Genomic DNA, 19,141 nt, shown 5'->3' on the forward strand with positions numbered 1-19,141 from the left:
AGGGATGACTTCCGAGGGCAAGACGAGGCTGCCTGCCGCGTGTGACATGGGCAAGCCCGGAACGTCCGCCAGCAGCGAGACGACGAGCGCACGAGGCGAGGGGCAGAAAAGAAAACGGGGTGCACGCCGTTGAGCGTGCACCCCGTGGAGTGAAGCGGAAGCAGATCGATCAGGCGGCCTTGAGCAGGTTGGCGAGCTTGAACGCCGCGAACTGGCCGAGGTTGTACTTGTCGCCCTGCGCGGCAGGAGTCTGGTCGCCCTTGCGGGAGCTCATCAGGCCCTTGACCAGGTCCAGGACGCCGCCCGAGCTGTTGGCCTGCGAGCCCAGGCCGATGATGGAGCCGAGGCCCGTCTTGCTCAGGAGCGAACCGGCCTTGCCGAGCAGACCGCCGCCCAGGTTGCCGACGAGGCCGCCGATGATGCCCTTGAGGCCGCCACCGTTGAGGACGCCGTTCGCCATGCCGACGATCTTCCCGGCGCCGGCGATGAAGGGACCAACGCCCGGGATGAACGAGGCGATCTTCCCGAGGGGACCGTTGAGAAGCTTGTCCGCGAAGCCAACCGCCTTCTTGGCGAAGTTACCGATCGACTTGAACGCCTTCCCAATGCTCTTGATAAATCCCATGGCGAACTCTCTTGTGTGGGGCTGAAAAAGTGCTGCGTTGAAGGGATTATCGGAGGTAGCGGGTTGGAGTTGCCTGTGGGTGAAGCTTTTTTTGAAAGCCCTGTGAAATCAGGGCTTTAGCGTGGTTCGGCCCTTTTTCACCGCGTCGTCGAGGCCAGCGCCCTGGGTTTTTACGGCCTCGCCGCCCTGAGCACCCAGATCCACGCCCTTCTTGCGCGCATCCTCGAAACCGCTCGGGGCCTGACCGGCCTTGATGGCCTCGACGCTGGCGCGCACGTTGGCCTCGATGGCCTCGGCGCTGGGCGGCTCGACCCCCATCTTCCTGAGGTTCTCGTCGCTGACGACGAGGAACGCGGGCTCCACGCCCGGGTTGTTCATGTAGTACCCGACGGTGTTGACGAACTCGTCGAGGCTCATCTCGAGCTCTGCGGCGATCTTCGCCACGTTCGGGTCCGCGAGGATCTGCGCGCGCAGCGCGGCGGAGATCGGCGGGGGAGCAGCGAGTTGCTCAATGTCGGTTCCATCGCTCATTCGGACCTCAGGGGTGATGTTGGCACTGGGGAGTATGGAGGTGTAGTCCCGCCGTTGTCGATGGGAAGCCTGGAAATGGCCGGTGCGGCCTCCTCGAATTGATGGAGGTCATGGCGGGCTCCGGTTGACTCGAAAATCGATGCGTTGCCTCATTCTCGCACCGGATGGGAAAAAGTTGCTTGCCCGGGCCCTCCACTACGCGAGCGGGAGCTCCAGGGTGGCCGTGGCCCCCTTGCCCGGCCCTTCGCTTTCCAGCGTGAGCCGCCCTCCCATCGACCTCGCCGCCAGCGCGCTCGAGTAGAGCCCCAGCCCCTGCCCATCCTCGCGCGTGGTGAAGCCTTGCGTGAACAGCCGCTCGCGGTGCTCCGCGGCGATCCCCTTGCCGCTGTCCACCACCTGGATGCGCGCCGTTCCCCCCTCCGCATCGAGCCGGACGTGCATCAGCCGCTGCGCCTCGGGCAGCTCGCTCATGGCGTTGCGGGCGTTGGTGATGAGGTTGATGAGGATCTGCAGCACCCTGTGCTTGTCCAGCCGCGCCTTGGGCTGCGCGCGAAGCTCCCGGTTGACGGTGATGCCGTAACGCTGGAGCGCGGGCAGTTGGATGCTCAGGGCATCCTCGACCAGCTGGGAGAGATCGCACTCCTCGGGCAGGAGCGTGTTCCGGGCATACGCCTGCTGGACCTGAAGGATGGCGCGCATGTGATCGAGGTGCTGCTTCAGCTTCCCCGCGCTCTCCTTCATCGACGTGTGCTCGCGCAGCAGCTCATCCGCCAGGCTGGTGAGGTAGCCCGCGAGCTGGGGGCCGCGAGGATCCCGCGTCAGGAAGCCCACCAGATCGCCCTGATAGTCCTCGAGCAGGCCCAGGAGTTGCTTGAGCCGGACCATGCGGGAGGCTCCCACCTTCTCACGCAGCATATGGGCGTTGAGAACGGCGCTGGTGAGGACGTTGCCCATGTTGTGGAACACGCTGGCGGCGACCTCGGCCGTGCCCACCTCGCGCGCCGCGTCCGCCAGCCGGCGCTGGGCCTGCTTGAGCTCCCACGCCTGTTCCTCCAGACGTTGCGTGAGCGCGTCGTTCGCGAGGCGCAGGGCGGCTTCGGTGCGCTGGAGCTCAGCATGCCGCCGCGCGTTCTCGAGAGAGATGGTGGCTTGTGCGGCCAGCTGTCCGAGCAGCGACAGGCACGCCGGGGCGAAGGAGTGGGGGGACAGGATGTTGCCCAGGTACAGCACCCCCTGGAGCTTCTCCTGGCGCACCAGCGGCATGCAGAGCACCGACCGGAGCCGGCCGCGCTCGAGCTCGATGCCGGCCTCGGGCGAGAAGAGGTGCGGCAGCGCGGTGTCATCGATGAGCACGGGCTCGCCGGTGCGCTGCACATAGGAGAACAGGCTCCAAGGCAGCTCCTCCTCCCTGCTACCCGAGAGCGCCGCAACCGTGAGCTTGCCGTCTTCGGCGAGCATCAAGGCACCACGTTGGGCTCCCGCGTTCGCGGTGGCCACGCGCACCAGCTCCGCCGCCAGCCGTTCAGGGTCCAGCTCTCCGGAGATGGCCTGCTGGGCTCTCACCGCGGCGAGTGTGTCGAGCTGCCAGGTGGCCCCCGACTCGGCGCGGGGAGCTGGCTGGGCGGTGAGGGGGACGAGCTGGGGCCACAGGGTCTCCAGTTGCCGGACCTTCCCGAATGCGCCCCACTTCAGATAGGCCTCCCGGGCCTGCCGGGCATAGATTTCGGAGAGGGTGTGGATCTGACGCTCGCGCCAGAACTTCGCGGCCAGCTCGTTGGCGAGGCCGACATTCTGGATGAAGCCGTGCGCGCGAGCAGCGTGGATGGCCTCCTCATAGGCGCGCAGCGCCTCCTCCATGCCGCCGGTGAGGCGGGAGAGCTCCGCGGAGACCATTCGCTCGGGGGCACGGAAGTTCTCAGGACAATGGTCCGCCCATTCCGCCAGCTGCTGCTGGTGGTACCACATGGCCTCGAGGTAGTGCCGTTGCTCCTGGGGTGCCACCGCCGAGTAACAGGCCGCCAGGGTCAGCGCCCGGTAGAGGTGGAAGTTGAGGAGCTGGATGTGGCCGAGTGAGCTCCAGATGAGCTCGGCGGCCTGGTCTCCCGCTTCCAGCGCGTGCGCATAGTCGCCACACATGAAGCGCGACTGCAGCTTGAGCAGCCAGTACCAGCACCGCATGGTGCTCATGTGCTGGACGGTCAGGCTGGCCTCGAAGGCCCCTTCGTCGAAGCCGTCGCCACTCATCGTGTTGAACGCGCGCGACAGCCCGCGCAGCTGTTGCACGTAGCGCTGGGAGTGGATGATGACGTCCTGCGCGGCCTGGAAACCGGTCTGGCGCACGAAGTCGAGGCGCGCGACGCTCTCTTCGTACACCTCCTCCAGGGGGTGGCCCAGGACGAGGCGGTCCGTGACGATGTGGTTGCTGCAGTAGCAGGCGATCTGGAAGTCCCCGCCCTGCAGTGCCTGGTAGAAGGCGTCGCGGACGATCTCCAGCGAGAAGGAGATGGGCCGGAGCCAGTAGCTGTTCATCTCCAGGGCGTAGAGCGCCCGCCCCCGCGCGCTGGAGAAGCCGTGGCGATCGACCAGCTCGCTCGCGAGCACACCGAAGGCATGGCCTTCCCGGTACCGCTTGAAGGTGGCTCCCAGCACCAGGCCATACCAGCCGTACCCGTGGACGGAGGCCTCGGTATTGCCGTGCCGGAGGCTCAGGGAGACCATCCGACACAGGTGGAGGATGAGCAGGTTCTCGTCGGTGAAGATGGCCGGCGTGAACAGGGCGGCGAGCACATTCATCACCGCCTTGATGTCCGGGTCGGTCATGAGAGGCAGCTCGACGAGCTGCTCGATGGGGCGGTCTCCCAACAGGGTCCAGACTTCCTCGTTGGCGGCCACCACCTCTTTCCGGGAAGGGTGGGGCGGGAGTGGCATGCCCAGCTGGGCCAGGGCCTCCAGCAGACAGGACTTGGCACCCTGGATCTCATTGGCGGCGAGGAGCAGGTCGCTCTCCAGGCGATAGACCGCCGCCATGTCCACGCGGGCCCGCGCCCGGGGCCGGAGCTCCTCTACCAGCCGGCGCGCCTCGGCGGCGTTGCCGCTCATGAACTCACTGTGCGCCCGATCCAGTTGGAGCTTGAACGCCAGCTCCGGGTCCGTCTCCCAGGGCTCGCCTGGAATGAGCGAGAAGGCCAGTGCGAAGAAGTTCGCGGCCGAGCGGAACGCGGTCGAGGACCGGGCCTTCCAGCCCGCCTCGGCGTTCAGCCGAGCAACACGATGGCGCTCCCCCTCGTCGCTGATCAGATCCACCCCTGCGTTGAGCTGCCCCACCACATCGAAGATCTTCTCGTGGACCTCCTCCGGGGATTGGCCCGCCAGCAGCAGACGGCCGATGCGCAGGTGGACGGCCTTCCGCTCCTGCGCGGGGATGAGGTCATGGGCCGCCTGCTGGATGCGATCGTGCAGGAACCGGCAATGCTCCAGGCCGGCGCGCACCAGCAAGCCCTCCTGGAGCGCCTCCTCGAGGCCCGCTTCCACCTCGCCCGGCGCAGTGCCGGAGAGGACAATCAGCAGCTCGCGCGGGAAGGCACTGCCCACGCACGCGGCGAGCTGCAGCAGGTGCTGCGTCCGGACGGGAAACTGGCGCAGCCGGCTCACCATGAAGTCGGCGACGTTGTCGGAGTAGTCCTTTGCCCGGACTCCCGCCGCATCCCACCGCCATCCGCCCTCGGGCGTCCGAGTCAGCAGGCCGTCATGGTGCAGCGTCAACATGAACTGGGTGAGGAAGAACGGGTTACCACCGGTCTTCTCGTGGGCCAGGGCCGACAGGGGCCCCACCGTGCCCTCGCCCGCTCCCGGGAGCGAATCCGCGACGAGCTGCCGGATGTGCTCGCGGCTCAGCGGCTCGAGCCGGATATCCGTCATTCGCACTCCCGCCTTGCGGAGCTCCGTCAGCGTCAGCGAGAGAGGGTGAGAGGGGCTCACCTCGTTGTCTCGGTAGGCGCCAAGCAACAGCAACGGCGGCGTGTCCGGGTGGGTGAGCAGGTGTTGGAGGAGCCTGAGGCTGGCCAGGTCGGCCCAATGCAGGTCATCCAGGAACACCGCGAGCGGGTGCTCGCGTGTGGCGAATACGCCGAGGAACTTCTGAAACAGCCGGTAGAAGCGGTGCTGGGACTCGCTGGGTGGCAGCTCCGGGACGGCCGGCTGCCGGCCCACCACGCGCTCGAGCTGGGGGACGACGTCCACGAGGACCTGGCCCTGCTCGCCCCAGGCCTCGCGCAGCCGCTCGCGCCACGGGGCGAGCTGCTTGCCCGAGCCTGCCAGGAGCTGCTGCACCAGGCCGCCCAGGGCCTCTGCCAGGGTGGCATAGGGAATATCCCGCAGGAACTGATCCGACTTCCCGCTCAGGAAGAATCCGCTCCGCCGCACCACGGGCTCTTCCAGCGCGTGCACCACCGAGGACTTCCCAATGCCGGAATAGCCGCGGACCAGGATGAGCTCCGGGCGGCTTCCCTGGGCGACTCGCTCGAAGCCTTGCAGCAACGTGGCGACGTGCGTGTCTCGTCCGTAGAGGCGCTGGGGGAGGAGGAAGCGGCTGGGCGCGTCAGCGCCAGGGGTGTCGCGCATAAAGGGATGGGCGGGATGATGCAAAGGAGAGCATGCCACTTCCCAGGCCCAAGTACCTGGGGACTCATCCTCCAATTCCCATCAGTTCACTGATATTCTTGGGATTCAGAACAGCCAGTGGAGTTTAGAACCTTCTCGGGAGGGGCTCTCTGGCCTCCAGCCATGCTGGGGGAATGGACGCTCGCCCCGCGCTCAAGGCGACGATGCCTCCCACGATGGCACAGGTGGTATCGCGGTCCCCGTATCCAGAGACGGTGCTCCAGAGAGCCTCCGCGTAGTTGTCCAGGTGGCGGGCCGCGCACCATACGGAATAGGGCACTGTGTCCTCCGAGATGACCCGCTCCCCGCTGCCCAGCTCCCTGGCGGCCAGTGCGGGAGCGGTCTCGAGTGGCAACGTCCGGGCCTTTTGCAGCCCTCGCCGCGTGGCACCTGGCGGGGTGTGTTCCAGCACGGCCTCAAGAAGCTGCGAGGCGGGTGAATGCGTCTCCCTCCACCGGTACGCCCAGGCCGCCGCCACGGCGATAGCGATGGCCCACGCCTGTCCTTCCGGATGGAAGCGCCATCTCCGTGTCATCGGTGTAGTTCCACGGCCCTAAGGGCGTGGTTCGTTGTTCCACCATCGACGCGGCGGTGGTGGGCGGCACGAAGAAGCGCTCCCCGAAGGCATCCCCCACGGACAGCCCGTCCAGCGACAGGCGGGCGCGCTCCAGGCGAGCGCAATGATCGGCAGGCGTTCCTGTGTTCAGCATGGCGCATCCTCGTGTACTTCGAGAGCTAAGTGTCTATTGTACACGATCCATGGGCCAGCCGCTATCCCAGCCACTCCGGGTGCTCATCGCAGCGGCCTCCTGGGAGCGCGAGTTCCGGGGGAGTGAAAGATAGTGGGCAATTCGTGTTGTGATGCGGTTGCTGGTTGTCCAGGTCCGTTGCGCGCTTTGGGGGCTGGGACCTACATGCCTCACGCGTGTGCCTTGGAAATGTGTGACGGTTCGATCCACGCCCTATGCACACTCCAGCTCCTCTCTTGAAGCGAGACGAAGTGCGGCGCCTGCAGGCCCTCGAACGCGCCGGCATCCTCGATACGCCGCCCGAGCCTGACTATGACGACATCGTCCGGCTCGCCGCGGAGTCGTGCGGCACGCCCATCGCGCTGATCAGCCTGGTGGACCGGGATCGACAGTGGTTCAAGGCCAACGTGGGGCTCCATGGGGTGCGCGAGACGGAGCGGGTCATCTCCTTCTGCACCCATGCCATTGAGAGAGAGGGCGTTTTCCTCGTCGAGGACGCCATTGCGGATGAGCGCTTCTCCACCAATCCGCTCGTTCAGGGCGAGCCGTTCATTCGCTTCTACGCGGGAGCGCCCATCCAGACGGAAGACGGCTTTCCGATTGGCACGCTCTGCGTCATTGACCGGCGCCCCCGTGGATTGAGTGAATCCCAGCGCCGCTGTCTGATGGGGCTCAAGCGCCAGCTCGAGCAGATGCTGCGCGTGCGCACCCAACTGCGGCAACTCAAGGCGCGCAATACCGAGCTGGAGCAGGCCCAGGAGCGGATGCGCTCCCTCAATTCGTTCCTGCAGGCGGAGATGCGCGAGCGCCAGCGCATCGAGCGCCAGTTGTTGGATCAACAGGAGCTGCTCACCAGCCTGCTCACCCACATTCCCCACTCGGTGTTCTGGAAGGATCGCAACAGCGTCTACCTGGGCTGCAACCCCCAGTTCGCCCGCGACATGGGCATGTCCACACCGGAGGAGCTCATCGGCAGGACGGACTTCGAGCTGCCCGTGTTGTCGAGCATGCGTGCCGAGGCCTACCGCCGGGACGATCGGGAGGTGATGGAGTCCGGCATCCCCAAGCTCTCCTTCGAGGAGCCCATCGATCGGCTTGATGGAGAGCTGTCCTGGGTCCTGACGAGCAAGGTGCCGCTGAAGGATCCGGATGGGACGGTGAAGGGGGTGGTCGGCATCTACGCCGATATCAGCGAGCGCCGCCGTCAGGAAGCCACGATGCAGGAGGCCAAGGCGCTCATCGAGCGGCACGCCGCCCACTTGGAGGAACAGGTTCGCGAGGCTCACGAGCGCACCCTCCATCTCATGGAGCACTCCCGGGAGGCCGTCTTCGTGCTCGATGAGGACGGGCGCGTGCTGAAGGTGAACCCGGTGGCGGAGCGGTTGCTGGGTCTCTCCCGTGAACAGTTGCTCGGTACCTCCTTCGAGTCGCTTGCCCCCGAGGACGAGCGTGAGCCGCTGCGCCAGACACTGAAGGACCTGTGTGTGCGCGGCACGGTGCGTTTAGAGGACCAGGGGCTGCGCTCGGCGGACGGGGGGCGGGTGGCGCTCGGCATCGCCGCATCGCTCCAGGTGACGGGAGCCACGCGGTGCCTGCTCATCGTCGGCGAGGATCTCACCGCGAAGCGGCGGCTCGAGCAGCAGAGCATCCAGAACGATCGGCTTGCCGCCATGGGAGCGCTGGCGGCGGGCATCGCCCATGAGATCAACAACCCCACCTCCTATGTGCTCTCCAACCTCGCTTACCTCCAGGAGTGGCGGGACGAGCTGGAGCGGGAGCTGGCGGCGGTGCCGGGCTTGCCGCCGCGCTTGGGAGAGACGATCGCCGAGGTGAAGGACGTGCTCGCCGAGTGCCTGGTTGGGGGGCGGCGCATCCGAGACATCGTGCGCGACATGCGGTTCTTCTCGCATACGGCGGGCGAGGAGCTGACTGCCGTGGACATCCACTCGTGCCTGGATGTCGTGCTGCGCATGGCTCACAACGAGCTGAAGCACACGGCTCGGCTGGAGCGACACTACGCGGCCTCGTTGCCGCTTGTGTCCGCCAGTGAGGGGCGGCTCAGCCAGGTCTTCCTCAACCTGATCATCAACGCGGCCCAGGCCATGCGGTCCGGAGGCCCGGAGCGCCATGTTCTCCGTGTGAGCACGGCGATGGACGGGGAGCGGGTGCGTGTCGACATCTCGGACACTGGCCACGGAATTCCTCCCGAGGTGCTGCCCCGCATCTTCGAGCCGTTCTTCACCACCAAACCCGCTGGCGCGGGGACGGGGCTCGGTCTGTCCATCAGCCAGTCCATCATCCAGAAGATGGGCGGCGAGCTGGGGGTGCAAAGCGAGCCCGGCCGTGGGACGACCTTCTCCCTGCTCCTCCCTGTGAGCTGAGGGCCTTCAGACCGCCAGGAACCCCTTTCTTCTTCGGCTGCGGCAACGGAGAGTGGGGGGGCATGGTGTCCTGGAAAGAACTGGTGCTGCTGTTCTTCTCGTCCGTCTGCTTCGCGGGCGGGGGGATTTTCATGAAGCTCTCGGAGGGGGTTTCCCGCCTGCTCCCGACCCTGGCCTTCCTGGCCCTGTTCGTGATCGGTGCCGTCGTCCTGGCCGTCGCGATGCGCCGGGGCGAGCTGGGCGTCATGTACATCGCAGTGCTTGGACTGGAAGCGGCCCTGACGCTCGTCTTCAGCGTCGCGTTCTTCCACGAGAGCTTCTCGGTTACCCGCATCCTGGCGGTCGTGCTCATCCTCGTGGGGGTTGCGTTGCTGCGCGGGGCCTGAGGTCCACCTTTGAACCTGGCCATGCGGTGGTCGCCTGAGCAGCGAGCGTGAGGTGCTGGTAGCCTGGAGCCGTGCGAGAACTCCAGGGTGAAGTGCTCGTCGAGGGCAGGGAAGACCGCGCCGCGCTCTTCGAGTACGAGGAGGGCGTCGTCAGTGGTGAGGCCATGCCGGTGGGTTTCACCCTCGAGGTGCGCGGGCCGGGAACGCTCGTGCTGGGTTCGGACGGGCTCTGGAAGTACGGGCTCCGTGGTTGCCGTGACGCGCCATGTGGCCGCCCGGCCACGTTTTCGGGGGGGCTTCCTCTGTCCGGTGGCTGGCACGTAGCGTGCTCTTTACCTCCGTTACCTGAGAGAGGATTTCATGTACCGCCCGCTTCGCCTCCTGTCCGCGCTCCTTTGTTCCGTCCTATTCGCCCCCTCCGCTCACTCGGCGGGCTTGAAGGTGTCGCTCACCGAGCGCGCCCACTGGCCCTGGCCCATGGCGACTCCCCAGTCCTTCGATGTGGCCTCTCGCGCGGAGCTCGCCGTGTTCACCGAGGCGCTAGCGGATGCCGATGCACGCAATGACGCCACGGGCGATGCGGCGTCGCTGGCGAAGTGGAAGGAGCGGATGCGGCAGGTGCTGGTGGCCAACTTCGCGAAGGCCCGGGAGACGTGTGCCACCGGGGCTCTCTTCTGCGAGGGCTCGGTGCCCAAGGACTGGGAGGCGCTGGTCACCACCTCGCGGGCAGGCCTCGCGAAGCTGCCGGCCGAGTTGGCTCCCTGGTACGCCGAGCAGAAGCCCTTCCACCAGGGCTACGTCTCCGAGCTGCTCCGGCTGGCGGGGCTCTTCCCCAAGGTGACGAGCGAGATTCTCCCCTTGTCGCCCTCCGAGCAGTTCGGCCTGGAGATGCCGGACCGGAGCTTCCTGCTGACCTTCGATGACGGTCCCACCCCCAAGGGCGGCGGTACGGACACACTCACCACGCAGCTGCGCGCCGAGGGGATTCACGCGGCCTTCTTCCTGCTCGGCAACAACTACGAGACCCGGCGCAAGGCGACCTCGGTGGAGCAGCTTCGGGAGCTCTACGCTGGCATGTGCGTCGCTTCACACGGCCAGGAGCACCGCTCCCACGCCACCTGGACCGGCGCGGTGGCGGGCATGGAGTCCTTCCACGCCAGGCTCGCGGAGACCCTGCCGGAGGGCCAGACGAAGCTGACGCTGTTCCGCCCGCCGTACGGCCAGCGCAACCCGGACATCCTCCAGGCGCTGGAGCGCGGCGGAATGAAGAACATGCTGTGGAACGTCGACTCGCAGGACTGGCACTCGAGCAACTCGGGCGCGAAGGCCGCCGGGCGTGTGCTGTCGCTGATGCTGCTGTGGCGGCACGGCATCATCCTCTTCCATGACATCCACCCGAAGGCCACCAGCGCCCTGCCTCGCATCTGGCGCGAGACGCGCGGCTCGGGGGTGAACTGGGTGGATTGCCGCTCGGAGTAGGGAAGGCCTGGAGCTGAAAAAGACGAAGGGGGGCGTCTCCGCCCCCCTCGTGGAAGTCCCGTGCTTGCGATGGTGCATGCACCTTCAAAGTTGATTCGAATCGACGGCCCATGGGCCTTGCGGCCCTGGTGCCACGTCGATGCTCTGCACGTGTACACCGTGTGCAGCAGCCTTCGGATCACGGCCACTTCGCCCTCTTCAACACCACGGCCACGCGATTCTCTTCCGCCGTCTTTTTTCTCTTCTTGGGTGGCCGAGTTACGCACGCCTCTGCCCGCGGAGCGGCCAGGGGGGCACTCCTTGTACCTGGGGATGCCGGATGTTCGTCACCGGCTGCATCGAGTCCACCGCCCAGATCTCCCGCGGCACGCTCGTGGCGAACGGAGCGGTGTCCCCTGGCGTGCGCACGACGAGGCTCTACGGCAGCATGCGCGTCATCATCATCGCGAGCGGTGCCGGTACCTGTCCCGGTGGCAGGTAGTGGATCCTGCCCCGGCCAGTAGAGGCGCGCGGCGGTCTCGTTGATGACCACCACTGGCGCGCTCCCGTGGCGATCCGCGTTGGTCAGCTGCCCTACGTTCCTCCTCCGGAACAATTGCCGGGGATTTATGATGGCGGGCATGGCCGCTCCCGAGATCTCCTCCGCGCTCTCCCTTCCGCTCGACAGGCTCGCCGAGGGCTTCGCGGCCTGTTTCGCCGGGTACGTGGTCCCCATCTCCGGCGAGGTCCGCGCCTTCGAGCAGCGGGTGCGCACCGAGCACGTGCACCTCGCCGATAGTCTCGTGGTGGTACGGGAGGGGCAGGTGGAGGCACTGGCGCTCGTGGCCCGTCGGGGGCGTACGAGCCGAGTGGCGGCCATGGCCATCGTGCCCGGTTTGCGGCGCACTGGGGTGGGCCGGGAACTGGTGCGGCGGCTGCTCGACGAGGCGCGGGCCCGGGGAGACCGCTCGGTGCTGTTGGAGGTCATCGAGAGCAACGCCCCGGCAGTGGCGCTCTACGAGCGCACGGGCTTCCAGGTTCGTCGCCGGCTCGTGGGCTGGGAGGGAACACCGCCGGAGCACTCCGCCCCAGTAGAAGAGATTCCCCTCTCCACCGCCTTGGCGGCGATGCTACGGGATGGCGAGCCTGGGCTTCCCTGGCAGCTTGCGCCGGAGACCTTGGCCGGGCTCACAGCGCCCACGCGTGCCTTTCGTCTCGGCGAGGCTGTGGCCGTGATCCTCGAGGCAGGGCCCCAGGATGTGCTGCTTCGCTCCTTGGTGGTGGCCGGGGAGAAGCGTCGGCAGGGCGAGGGGAGCCGGCTCGTACGGGCGATCGCCGCCCAGCTGCCGGGCCGCCGGTGGAGGGTTCCCGCCATCGTTCCCGAGCAGCTGGGGGCTGACTTCTTCGCCGCCATGGGTCTGCGGCGGCAGGCGCTCACCCAGCTGGAGATGGAGTATGGGCTTTAGGACGGCGAGGCCTCCACCTGCTGAATCGGGGAGCACAGCGCCGCCTTGTCCCAGGTGATGAGCGCACGCTGGTAGTTCTCGGAGATCCGTTGGGCCGCATCGGCCGCGGTGATTCGTCCATCCTGCAGGGCCCGGAGGGGGTTCCGCCAGATCGTCTGGCCGATCGAGAAGCCGATGAAGCCCGGAGTCGCACCGGCCACGCGCAACCAACGCTCCAGCCGTTTCCAGCCCGCGTGGTGGTCCAGCACGATACATGACACGTGCTCCCGCCCTTCCGTGCGGGCCTGTCTGACTACGTTCGCGCAGTCCGTGGGCTGGTCCAGGCCTTCGATCTTCCACACGTCCGGTTCCACGCCACCGGCCTGCAGCTCACTCATCGCACGCACCACCAGCGAGGGCCGGAGCTCGGCGTCGTAGCGCTCCCGGTCTCCTCCGACGGCGTCGAACTGCGCCTGGGTGGGTGGCACCCGCAGCTCGAGGAGGAAGCGGCGCCCCCGCGCCTGCAACCAGTCGGTGAGGCGGGCGAGCCGCTCGATCTGCCGGGCGTTCAGCTCAGCGTTCCCCTCGGGGTTGTAGTGCACCTGCACCTTGGTGAAGGCCGGGTCGAACGTCTCCACGTGCGCGCCGAAGTCCTGTCCGTATTCGAAGTCGAACTCGTCCTGCCCGTTCTTCTCTACGGACAGGGCCAGCAGCGGGCCGTCCTCGAGGGCATGGGCCGCCACGTGGGTGCCGTATTGCTCGTCCACCAGGACGCCGTTGCCATCGCGCCGGCCCCCTTGGCGGAGGGCCAGCTGGAAGCCGGTATAGATGAGCGTCTTCATCCGGCGGATGACCTCCGCCTCGTCGGTCGTTGGGGGACCTGCCAGCCCGAGGAGCGAGTGCTCGAAGGAATGCCGCTCGTCGAAGGCGAGCAGGTACAGGCGAGAGAGAGGAGGGGGATAGAGGGTCGACATGGTGGAGGCCCGTTCTGCGGGATGAGGCGCTTTCCACCAAAAGTGAGGTTGGGCCCCGCGGGCTGGCAGCCCGGGGCAAGCCCGGCACGAGAGGAAGGGCGGCCCGCGTGGCACGCGAGCAGGCCACCCGTTGTCTCCCGGCTCGGACCCGCCGCAGCTCAACCCTGCATGAACCGGTAGACCGCCTCCGCGGCGCACGCCGGCTTGGACTCGCCTTCGATCTCGATGGTCGCGAGCATCAGGGCCTCGACGCCCTTGGGAATGTCCTTGAGCTCCTTCAGCTCCAGGCTCAGCCGGTAGCGGGCTCCGACCTTGAGGGGCGCGGGAAAGCGGACCTTGTTGAGGCCGTAGTTGAGCACCAGGCCGAAGCCCCGGATGTCGACGATCTCGAAGAACAGCCCGGCGATGCGCGAGACGCTGAAGTAGCCATGCGCGATGGGCACGCCGAAGGGCGACTCCCGCTTGCACCGCTCGCGGTCCACGTGGATCCACTGGAAGTCCCCGGTGGCCTCCGCGAAGCGCACGATGTCCTCGTACGCCAGCTCCTTCCATTCGGAGACACCGAGCTTCTGTCCGGCCAGGGACCGGAGTCCGTCCATACCGTCGATGATCGTCGTGTTGGGCATGAGCCGCCCTTATCACGAGCGGGGCGGCCTCCATGCGTCCAAATGAAAAACGGGAGCGTCGCCGCTCCCGTCTCACTTCAGCTCAACATCTCGTGCCTACTGCAGGAACGGCGTGTTCTCGGCGAAGTACTCGTGGTTGTCCGCGTTGTCGAGCGCGTTGGTGGGGTTGGAGATCGCCAGGCTCTTGGCGCCGCTCTGCCCGTAGACGTGGTCATCCGTGCCGGCCACCGCGGTGAAGTGGCTCATCTCGTGGATGAGGGTGCCGCCCTTGGAGTCGGTGCCCGTCATCGGCGCGGACCAGAACGCGCTGCACACGTAAATCTTGTACGGCTGGTTCGGGTAGACGTAGGCGTAGTAGCTCTTCTTGCAGCTGCAGTCGACGGTGAGCGGCTTGGTGTCGAAGGCATCCTTGATGGCGGCGAAGTGGGTCTTCGCGGTGGTCCAGCCGCTGCTCGAGAAGGCGCCGAACCAGGTGGTGTAGCGCGGCGTGCCCGAGGGCGTGCCGTTGAGGTAGGACGCCGAGTCGTTCGCCATGGCGCTGGCCGCATTGAGCGCATCCAGGATGGTGGTCTGCTGCGTGGTGGAGCAGCGGCCGCTGAACGTGACGGCGCCGATCGACGTGGGGTCGTCCGAGGGCTTGGCGGCGGCGGCGCGGCCCTCGATCCACACGTTCACGTCATTGGACTTGAGCAGCCCGGCCTTGGCGCTGTTGCCGTGGAGCTTCTCCGTCGCGACCTCGAAGCGGAGGGTGTAGCTGCCGGTGCGCGACAGGTCATACACCTCGCCGAGCTCCACCGTGCGGCTCAGACTCTCGCCGGGGGCCAGGGTGAGGAAGTCCTTCTCGGAGGCAGCCTGGCGCTTGTAGTGCGGGCCGGTGAACTCCACGTCCCCTCCGTTGAGCTTCACCTGGAGCAGCGACTCCTCCAGGCCCTCGGCGGGCGTGTACCACTTGAGCAGCTTCACCGCGTGGCGCGAGTCGTTGGTGAGGGTGACCGTCACCGAGGCCTTCTCGCTGGCGCCGAAGGTGGCCTTCGCCGTGGACAGCCGCACCGACACGTCACGGGCGGCGAGCTCCTGCGCACCCTGGGCCAGCTCATCGCCGCTCGCGGTGGTCTCGTCCCCCGGCACGCCGCAGGCGCCGAGAAGGGACGCACCTACGACAGCCATCCACTTGAAATTGCCACGAAGGTTCTTGCTCATATGAGGGGGCTTCCTTTGCTAGGGGGTGACGCAGTCCGTCGCTTCGTCCTATGAGCAAGGCTCGGGCCAGGGCTTCTCCATTTGTGAGAACAAGAGGTTGGCGCGGCGACGCCGCCGGGATGGAGCATCGGGGCTCCACCGTCTACGGGGCCGGAACGTAAAGGGACGTTACGTGCTCGTGACGATTTCCCAGGAAGCCCAAGGGTTTTGCGGAGAGCCCACGGGTGTCCCATCACCGGACAGAGGTGATCTCAATGGAGTCACCGAATGGGGCATTGTGCCTCCCAGGTGCGCAGCGCGACCGGCCGCGCTCTTCCTGGAGCCGCTCGGTGGGGTGGAGTCCTCCGACGGCGGGGCGCGCTCCACACTGGGGTCATGTTCGCGTTCATCCTTGGCCTCATCACCGCCCCCGCCGCTGCCTTCCTGGTCGTGGCGGCCCTCTACATGGGCGCGACCCCGTCAGGCTGGGGATATGTCATGGGGGTCGTTGTCGCCTCGGCCGGGCTGCTCACGAAGCGCAGGCGGAGGTGGCGTGGCCTGACCCGGGTGGGGCTTGGCCTCCTGTTGCTCGTCGCGAGCACGCGGCTCCTCTTCGCGGATGGGAGCGGCCTGCACACCCTGCGGCTGCCGGACGAGGGATGGAGGCTCGCGAACCGGCTCGTCGATGAGCGAGATGGCACCCTGTTCGCGGCCCACGCGCTCATGCTCTCTGGCCGCCTGCCTCGTTCGGATGCGCGCGACTTCGTCCCGGCCCTCGAGTCGGCCTTCGCCCGGCTCCGGGACGCCGAGGGACTGAGCGCCACTCCTGCTGTTGCGACGTGGCTCGGGCTCCAGTCACCCGGCTCCTTTGATGCCGTCGTCATTCCTCCCGAGGGCAACACTTCTCCCGAGACCGCCGTCGTGTTCCTCCACGGCTATGCCGGCAACTTCGCCGTGTACTGCTGGCAGATGGCGCGCGCGGTCCGAGCGATCTCCGCACTCACTGTCTGTCCCTCGGTGGGCCCGGCGGGAGACTGGTGGTCGCGCCAGGGCGAGGAGACCCTCGAACGTACCTTTGCCTGGCTCGCGCGGCGCGGAGTCCGGAGGGTGTACCTCGGTGGGCTTTCCAATGGCGGGGTGGGCGCGAGCGTGCTCGTGGGCCGCGCCGCGCATCCTGGGCTGGAGCTCCGGGGACTCCTGCTGATCTCCGGGGCTTCGTCGAAGGTGCCACCGCCTCGCGTCCCCGTGCTCCTCGTCGAGGGAAAGCACGACTCCATGATGCCCGCGCGCCTGATGCGTGAGGTGGCGAACCGTGCGGGCCGCCTCGCCACCTATGTCGAGCTCGATAGCGGCCACTTCGCCTTTCTCGATCGCCATGAGGCCTGTGAGAAGGCCATCGCCTCGTGGCTCCTCGAGCGGGAGCGGGATGCGCGCCCTTGACGCTCCGTGCTTGAGACGTCACCAGCGGTGCTCGAAGATGGTGGGAACTTCCCCCCTCACGAGCCCTCCATGCCCCGCGCCGCGCTGGTCCTCCTCCTCTCGCTGTGTGTCCTCTTCCCGCGGATGGCGTTGGCGCAAGACGACGTCATCTCCCAGGTCCAAGACTGGTTCTCGAAGCTGGGCAAGCCGAAGCCTCCTCCCGTGGAGGAGCTGGGCGCTCGCAACACCTTCACCATCAACCCGCTGGCGCTCCAGAACTCGCAGCTCGGGGTTGAGTACGAGCGGGCCTTTGGCAAGGGCTTCTCGCTCTACGCGGCGCCGGAGTTCGCCTATGGCCGCACGCCGGAGGCCTGGACCCTGTCGCTGGCGGGAACGCTCGGCATCCGGCTCTTCGTGCTCGGCAACGCTCCGAGCGGCATCTACTTCGGGCCCGAGTTCAGCGTGATCCACCAGATCCGCTCGCAGAATCACGTGCGGCGCAGGGCCCTGGGGCTGGGGCTCGGCGGCACCGTTGGCTGGACCCTGGTGCTGTTCAACCGGTTCACGCTCGCGGCGGGCTTCTCCGCCCAGTACCGCTCGATTCCCGACCTCGAGGCGGAAGGAGACGGGGCGCTTCGGGTGCAGGTCATCCCCACGCCCCGCCTGGCCTTTGGCGTGGCCTTCTGAAGCCAGCGCTCAAGGCGCCTCGCGCACCAGCTTCCCGAAGGGCGCGAGCGCGAGCATCGCGAGCTTCACGTGCTGGATGGCGAAGGGGATGCCGATGATCGTCACGGCGAGCCCCAGCGCGAGCCCGAGGTGGCTCAGGAAGATCCAGATCCCCGCGACGACGATCCAGAAGACGTTGAGGATGCAGCCAATGGGGCTGGCGCCCGGCGCGTCGACGATGTCCTTGCCGAACGGCAGCAGGCCCAGCCCAGCCATCTTGAAGCACTGCACCCCGAAGGGGATGCCAACGACGGTGAGGCACAGCAGCAGGCCACCGATCATGTACTCGAGCCAGATGACCCAGCCGCCGAGGAGGATCCACAGGATGTTCAAGAGAAAGCGCATGGGGGGAGCTTAACGCGGGGATGCGCTGACTGAAGACACCTGTGTGTCAGCGCAGGCGCAGGCCATAAATCCACTCGCCGCGCGTGGCCAGTACGGCCATGCCGTCGAACACGGCGGGGGAGGCCTCGATACCTCCCTTGAGCTTGACGGAGTCCAGTGCGTCGCCGGTGCGCGCGTCGAGCAGCGACACCTCGCCGCTGATGTCGCCTTGGAGGATGAAGGTATGGCCCTGCTCGTCGCGGCAGGCGGTGGGCGAGGACCAGGCGAAGTGGGACATGGGCCGGCGCCAGACCTCCGCGCCCGAGGCCTTGTCGAGCGCCACCATCAGACCGCCGGTGAAGTTTGGGCAGCGTGAGAGGGTGTAGACGACCAGGTGGGAGACATCTCCCGTGCCGACCAAGGGGGTGGCGAAGGCACCCGCATCTATCTTCTTGGGCGTGCGAGCTCCCTGGCACGGATAGGCGCGCTCCCAGAGGACCTTGCCGGTGAGGGCATCCAACTTCCGCAGCCACGCGTTGCCCCTCGGTCCGGTCTTGTCCACCTCGGTGCCGGTGTAGAGGACGGGGCGCTCGCCCTCGAGCTCCACCGCGAGGCTGGCGTCGGTGTCATCACCCGCGGCGAAGGCCCACACCGGCTTGAAGGTTCGGAGATCCAACGCCTGCAGGGTGCCGCCGTTGTCAGCAAAGAGGGCCAGGTTGCCCACCACGGAGAAGGAGTTCTCGATGCCGAGGTGCTTGCGGCCGGGAGGCGCGTAGCGGTAGCGCAGCACCTCGGGACGGACCTTCAGCGTGAGGTCGATGGAGTCGAAGTCGGTATTGAGGCGCAGGACGTAGAAGAGACCATTCTCCCCGCCCACGACGTAGCTGTCGGTGGCGCGGTTGAGCAGGCCCGAGCTGTCGAAGGCGCCCCAGCCCTTGCGAGGCGAGGCCGCGTCCCTTCCCGGAAGGAAGAACACCTGCTGGTGCGAGATGAGGTTGTAGACGCGCAGGCCGATGGGCTTGTTGTCCGGGATGCCCTGGCCGACGAAGAGCAGGGGATAGCCGCGTGGATCCAGCGAGACGCTGCCCTTGATGGGATTGCCGGTGGCGAGGGGGCGCCGGGTGGGGCGACCGGTGTGCAGGTCCAGGAAGTACACGGAGCCGTCGAGCGAGCCCTGGATGACCTCGACGAAGCCGTCCTCGAAACGTCGGGGGCCGAGCCGGCTCATGGAGTGACGGATGACGGCGGGCCACTGGACGATGGCGGGCTGTCCCGTCCAACCGGCACCACCGCCCCAGGGCGGGGGACTGCGTCCGGTGGTGGCGATCCAGGCGATCTCCAGCTTGCGCTCGCGCAGCGGACAGATGCCCCAGGAACCACCTGTGCGGGTGGGACCCCCGCGGAAAGTGAAGACCCCGGGGATGTCCGAGTAGCGCTCGGGGAAGACCTGGGCCAGATGGGCGGGGGGCGTGTCGAGCACCGCGCCCGCGAACGTGACGCTGTGGTCGAGCGCGATCGCTTCCGTCCGGGGCTCGAAGACTCGGTGCGAGGTGGAATCCGCCTGGGCGAGGGGAGCGGAGACGGTCAGACAGGCCCCGAGCGCGGCGAGGATCGCCGTGCGCCGCATCCGTCGTCTTCGGGGCAGCTTCATGGGCGGGA

The 19,141-nt window shown here is 67.3% G+C and carries 17 protein-coding genes; 7 read left to right on the forward strand and 10 right to left on the reverse strand.

Translation table 11 applies throughout. From position 1 onward, the window contains the following. Nucleotides 1-169: 169 nt before the first annotated feature. The 5 genes from OV287_RS22985 to OV287_RS23000 form a co-directional block, all read right to left on the reverse strand. On the reverse strand, nucleotides 170-625 hold the full coding sequence (locus OV287_RS22985) for a hypothetical protein (protein ID WP_267536173.1): 456 nt from the start codon (nucleotides 623-625) through the stop codon (nucleotides 170-172). A gap of 108 nt (nucleotides 626-733) precedes the next feature. Continuing rightward, a complete protein-coding gene (locus OV287_RS22990) occupies nucleotides 734-1,156 on the reverse strand; it encodes a hypothetical protein (protein ID WP_267536174.1) in 423 nt (140 codons plus the stop codon). A 195-nt stretch (nucleotides 1,157-1,351) separates the two neighbouring features. Beyond that, on the reverse strand, nucleotides 1,352-5,776 hold the full coding sequence (locus OV287_RS22995) for a trifunctional serine/threonine-protein kinase/ATP-binding protein/sensor histidine kinase (RefSeq protein WP_267536175.1): 4,425 nt from the start codon (nucleotides 5,774-5,776) through the stop codon (nucleotides 1,352-1,354). A 124-nt stretch (nucleotides 5,777-5,900) separates the two neighbouring features. Further along, nucleotides 5,901-6,350, reverse strand: a complete 450-nt coding sequence (locus tag OV287_RS56480; RefSeq protein WP_373371840.1) for an ADP-ribosylglycohydrolase family protein — start codon at nucleotides 6,348-6,350, stop codon at nucleotides 5,901-5,903. Further along, nucleotides 6,232-6,525 (reverse strand): hypothetical protein, encoded by a 294-nt coding sequence (locus OV287_RS23000; RefSeq protein WP_267536176.1) that lies wholly within the window; start codon nucleotides 6,523-6,525, stop codon nucleotides 6,232-6,234. The genes OV287_RS56480 and OV287_RS23000 overlap by 119 nt, the downstream gene beginning before the upstream one ends. 275 nt (nucleotides 6,526-6,800) lie before the next feature. On the opposite strand from OV287_RS23000, the gene OV287_RS23005 reads away from it, so the two are divergent. From OV287_RS23005 to OV287_RS23025, 5 genes are all read left to right on the forward strand, one after another. After that, the gene (locus tag OV287_RS23005) at nucleotides 6,801-8,945 is read left to right on the forward strand and encodes a PAS domain-containing protein (protein WP_267536177.1); all 2,145 of its coding nucleotides are present in this window, start codon (nucleotides 6,801-6,803) and stop codon (nucleotides 8,943-8,945) included. Between the two features lie 83 nt (nucleotides 8,946-9,028). Next, nucleotides 9,029-9,331, forward strand: coding sequence for a DMT family transporter (locus tag OV287_RS23010; RefSeq protein WP_267536178.1), 303 nt, complete (start codon nucleotides 9,029-9,031; stop codon nucleotides 9,329-9,331). 360 nt (nucleotides 9,332-9,691) lie between these two features. Continuing rightward, on the forward strand, nucleotides 9,692-10,810 hold the full coding sequence (locus tag OV287_RS23015) for a polysaccharide deacetylase family protein (protein WP_267536179.1): 1,119 nt from the start codon (nucleotides 9,692-9,694) through the stop codon (nucleotides 10,808-10,810). 319 nt (nucleotides 10,811-11,129) lie between these two features. Next, nucleotides 11,130-11,291 carry a hypothetical protein gene (locus OV287_RS23020; RefSeq protein ID WP_267536180.1) on the forward strand — a complete coding sequence of 54 codons (162 nt, stop codon included), beginning with the start codon at nucleotides 11,130-11,132 and terminating at the stop codon, nucleotides 11,289-11,291. Nucleotides 11,292-11,430: 139 nt separating this feature from the next. Then, on the forward strand, nucleotides 11,431-12,255 hold the full coding sequence (locus tag OV287_RS23025) for a GNAT family N-acetyltransferase (protein ID WP_267536181.1): 825 nt from the start codon (nucleotides 11,431-11,433) through the stop codon (nucleotides 12,253-12,255). Here the strand turns inward: OV287_RS23025 and OV287_RS23030 are convergent. The 3 genes from OV287_RS23030 to OV287_RS23040 form a co-directional block, all read right to left on the reverse strand. Continuing rightward, nucleotides 12,252-13,208, reverse strand: a complete 957-nt coding sequence (locus OV287_RS23030) for a 2-deoxy-5-keto-D-gluconate 6-phosphate aldolase domain-containing protein (RefSeq protein ID WP_267536182.1) — start codon at nucleotides 13,206-13,208, stop codon at nucleotides 12,252-12,254. The genes OV287_RS23025 and OV287_RS23030 overlap by 4 nt on opposite strands. A gap of 158 nt (nucleotides 13,209-13,366) precedes the next feature. Further along, a complete protein-coding gene (locus OV287_RS23035) occupies nucleotides 13,367-13,834 on the reverse strand; it encodes a MaoC family dehydratase (RefSeq protein ID WP_267536183.1) in 468 nt (155 codons plus the stop codon). 96 nt (nucleotides 13,835-13,930) lie between these two features. Next, nucleotides 13,931-15,034: a M35 family metalloendopeptidase gene (locus OV287_RS23040; protein WP_267536184.1), complete on the reverse strand. Its 1,104-nt coding sequence runs from the start codon at nucleotides 15,032-15,034 to the stop codon at nucleotides 13,931-13,933. A 375-nt stretch (nucleotides 15,035-15,409) separates the two neighbouring features. Here OV287_RS23040 and OV287_RS23045 point away from each other — a divergent pair, with 375 nt between their 5' ends. Next, nucleotides 15,410-16,453 carry an alpha/beta hydrolase gene (locus OV287_RS23045; RefSeq protein WP_267536185.1) on the forward strand — a complete coding sequence of 348 codons (1,044 nt, stop codon included), beginning with the start codon at nucleotides 15,410-15,412 and terminating at the stop codon, nucleotides 16,451-16,453. Between the two features lie 69 nt (nucleotides 16,454-16,522). Continuing rightward, entirely contained in the window at nucleotides 16,523-17,119 is a 597-nt protein-coding gene (locus tag OV287_RS23050; protein WP_267536186.1) for a hypothetical protein, read from the forward strand. 9 nt (nucleotides 17,120-17,128) lie between these two features. Here the strand turns inward: OV287_RS23050 and OV287_RS23055 are convergent, their stop codons facing one another. Beyond that, a complete protein-coding gene (locus tag OV287_RS23055) occupies nucleotides 17,129-17,503 on the reverse strand; it encodes a YccF domain-containing protein (protein WP_267536187.1) in 375 nt (124 codons plus the stop codon). A gap of 46 nt (nucleotides 17,504-17,549) precedes the next feature. After that, nucleotides 17,550-19,133, reverse strand: a complete 1,584-nt coding sequence (locus OV287_RS23060; RefSeq protein WP_267536188.1) for an outer membrane protein assembly factor BamB family protein — start codon at nucleotides 19,131-19,133, stop codon at nucleotides 17,550-17,552. Between the last annotated feature and the right edge of the window lie 8 nt (nucleotides 19,134-19,141).

Origin of the sequence: Archangium lansingense, from assembly GCF_026626635.1 — a bacterium.
In the GTDB taxonomy this organism is placed as follows: Bacteria; Myxococcota; Myxococcia; order Myxococcales; family Myxococcaceae; genus Archangium; species Archangium lansingense.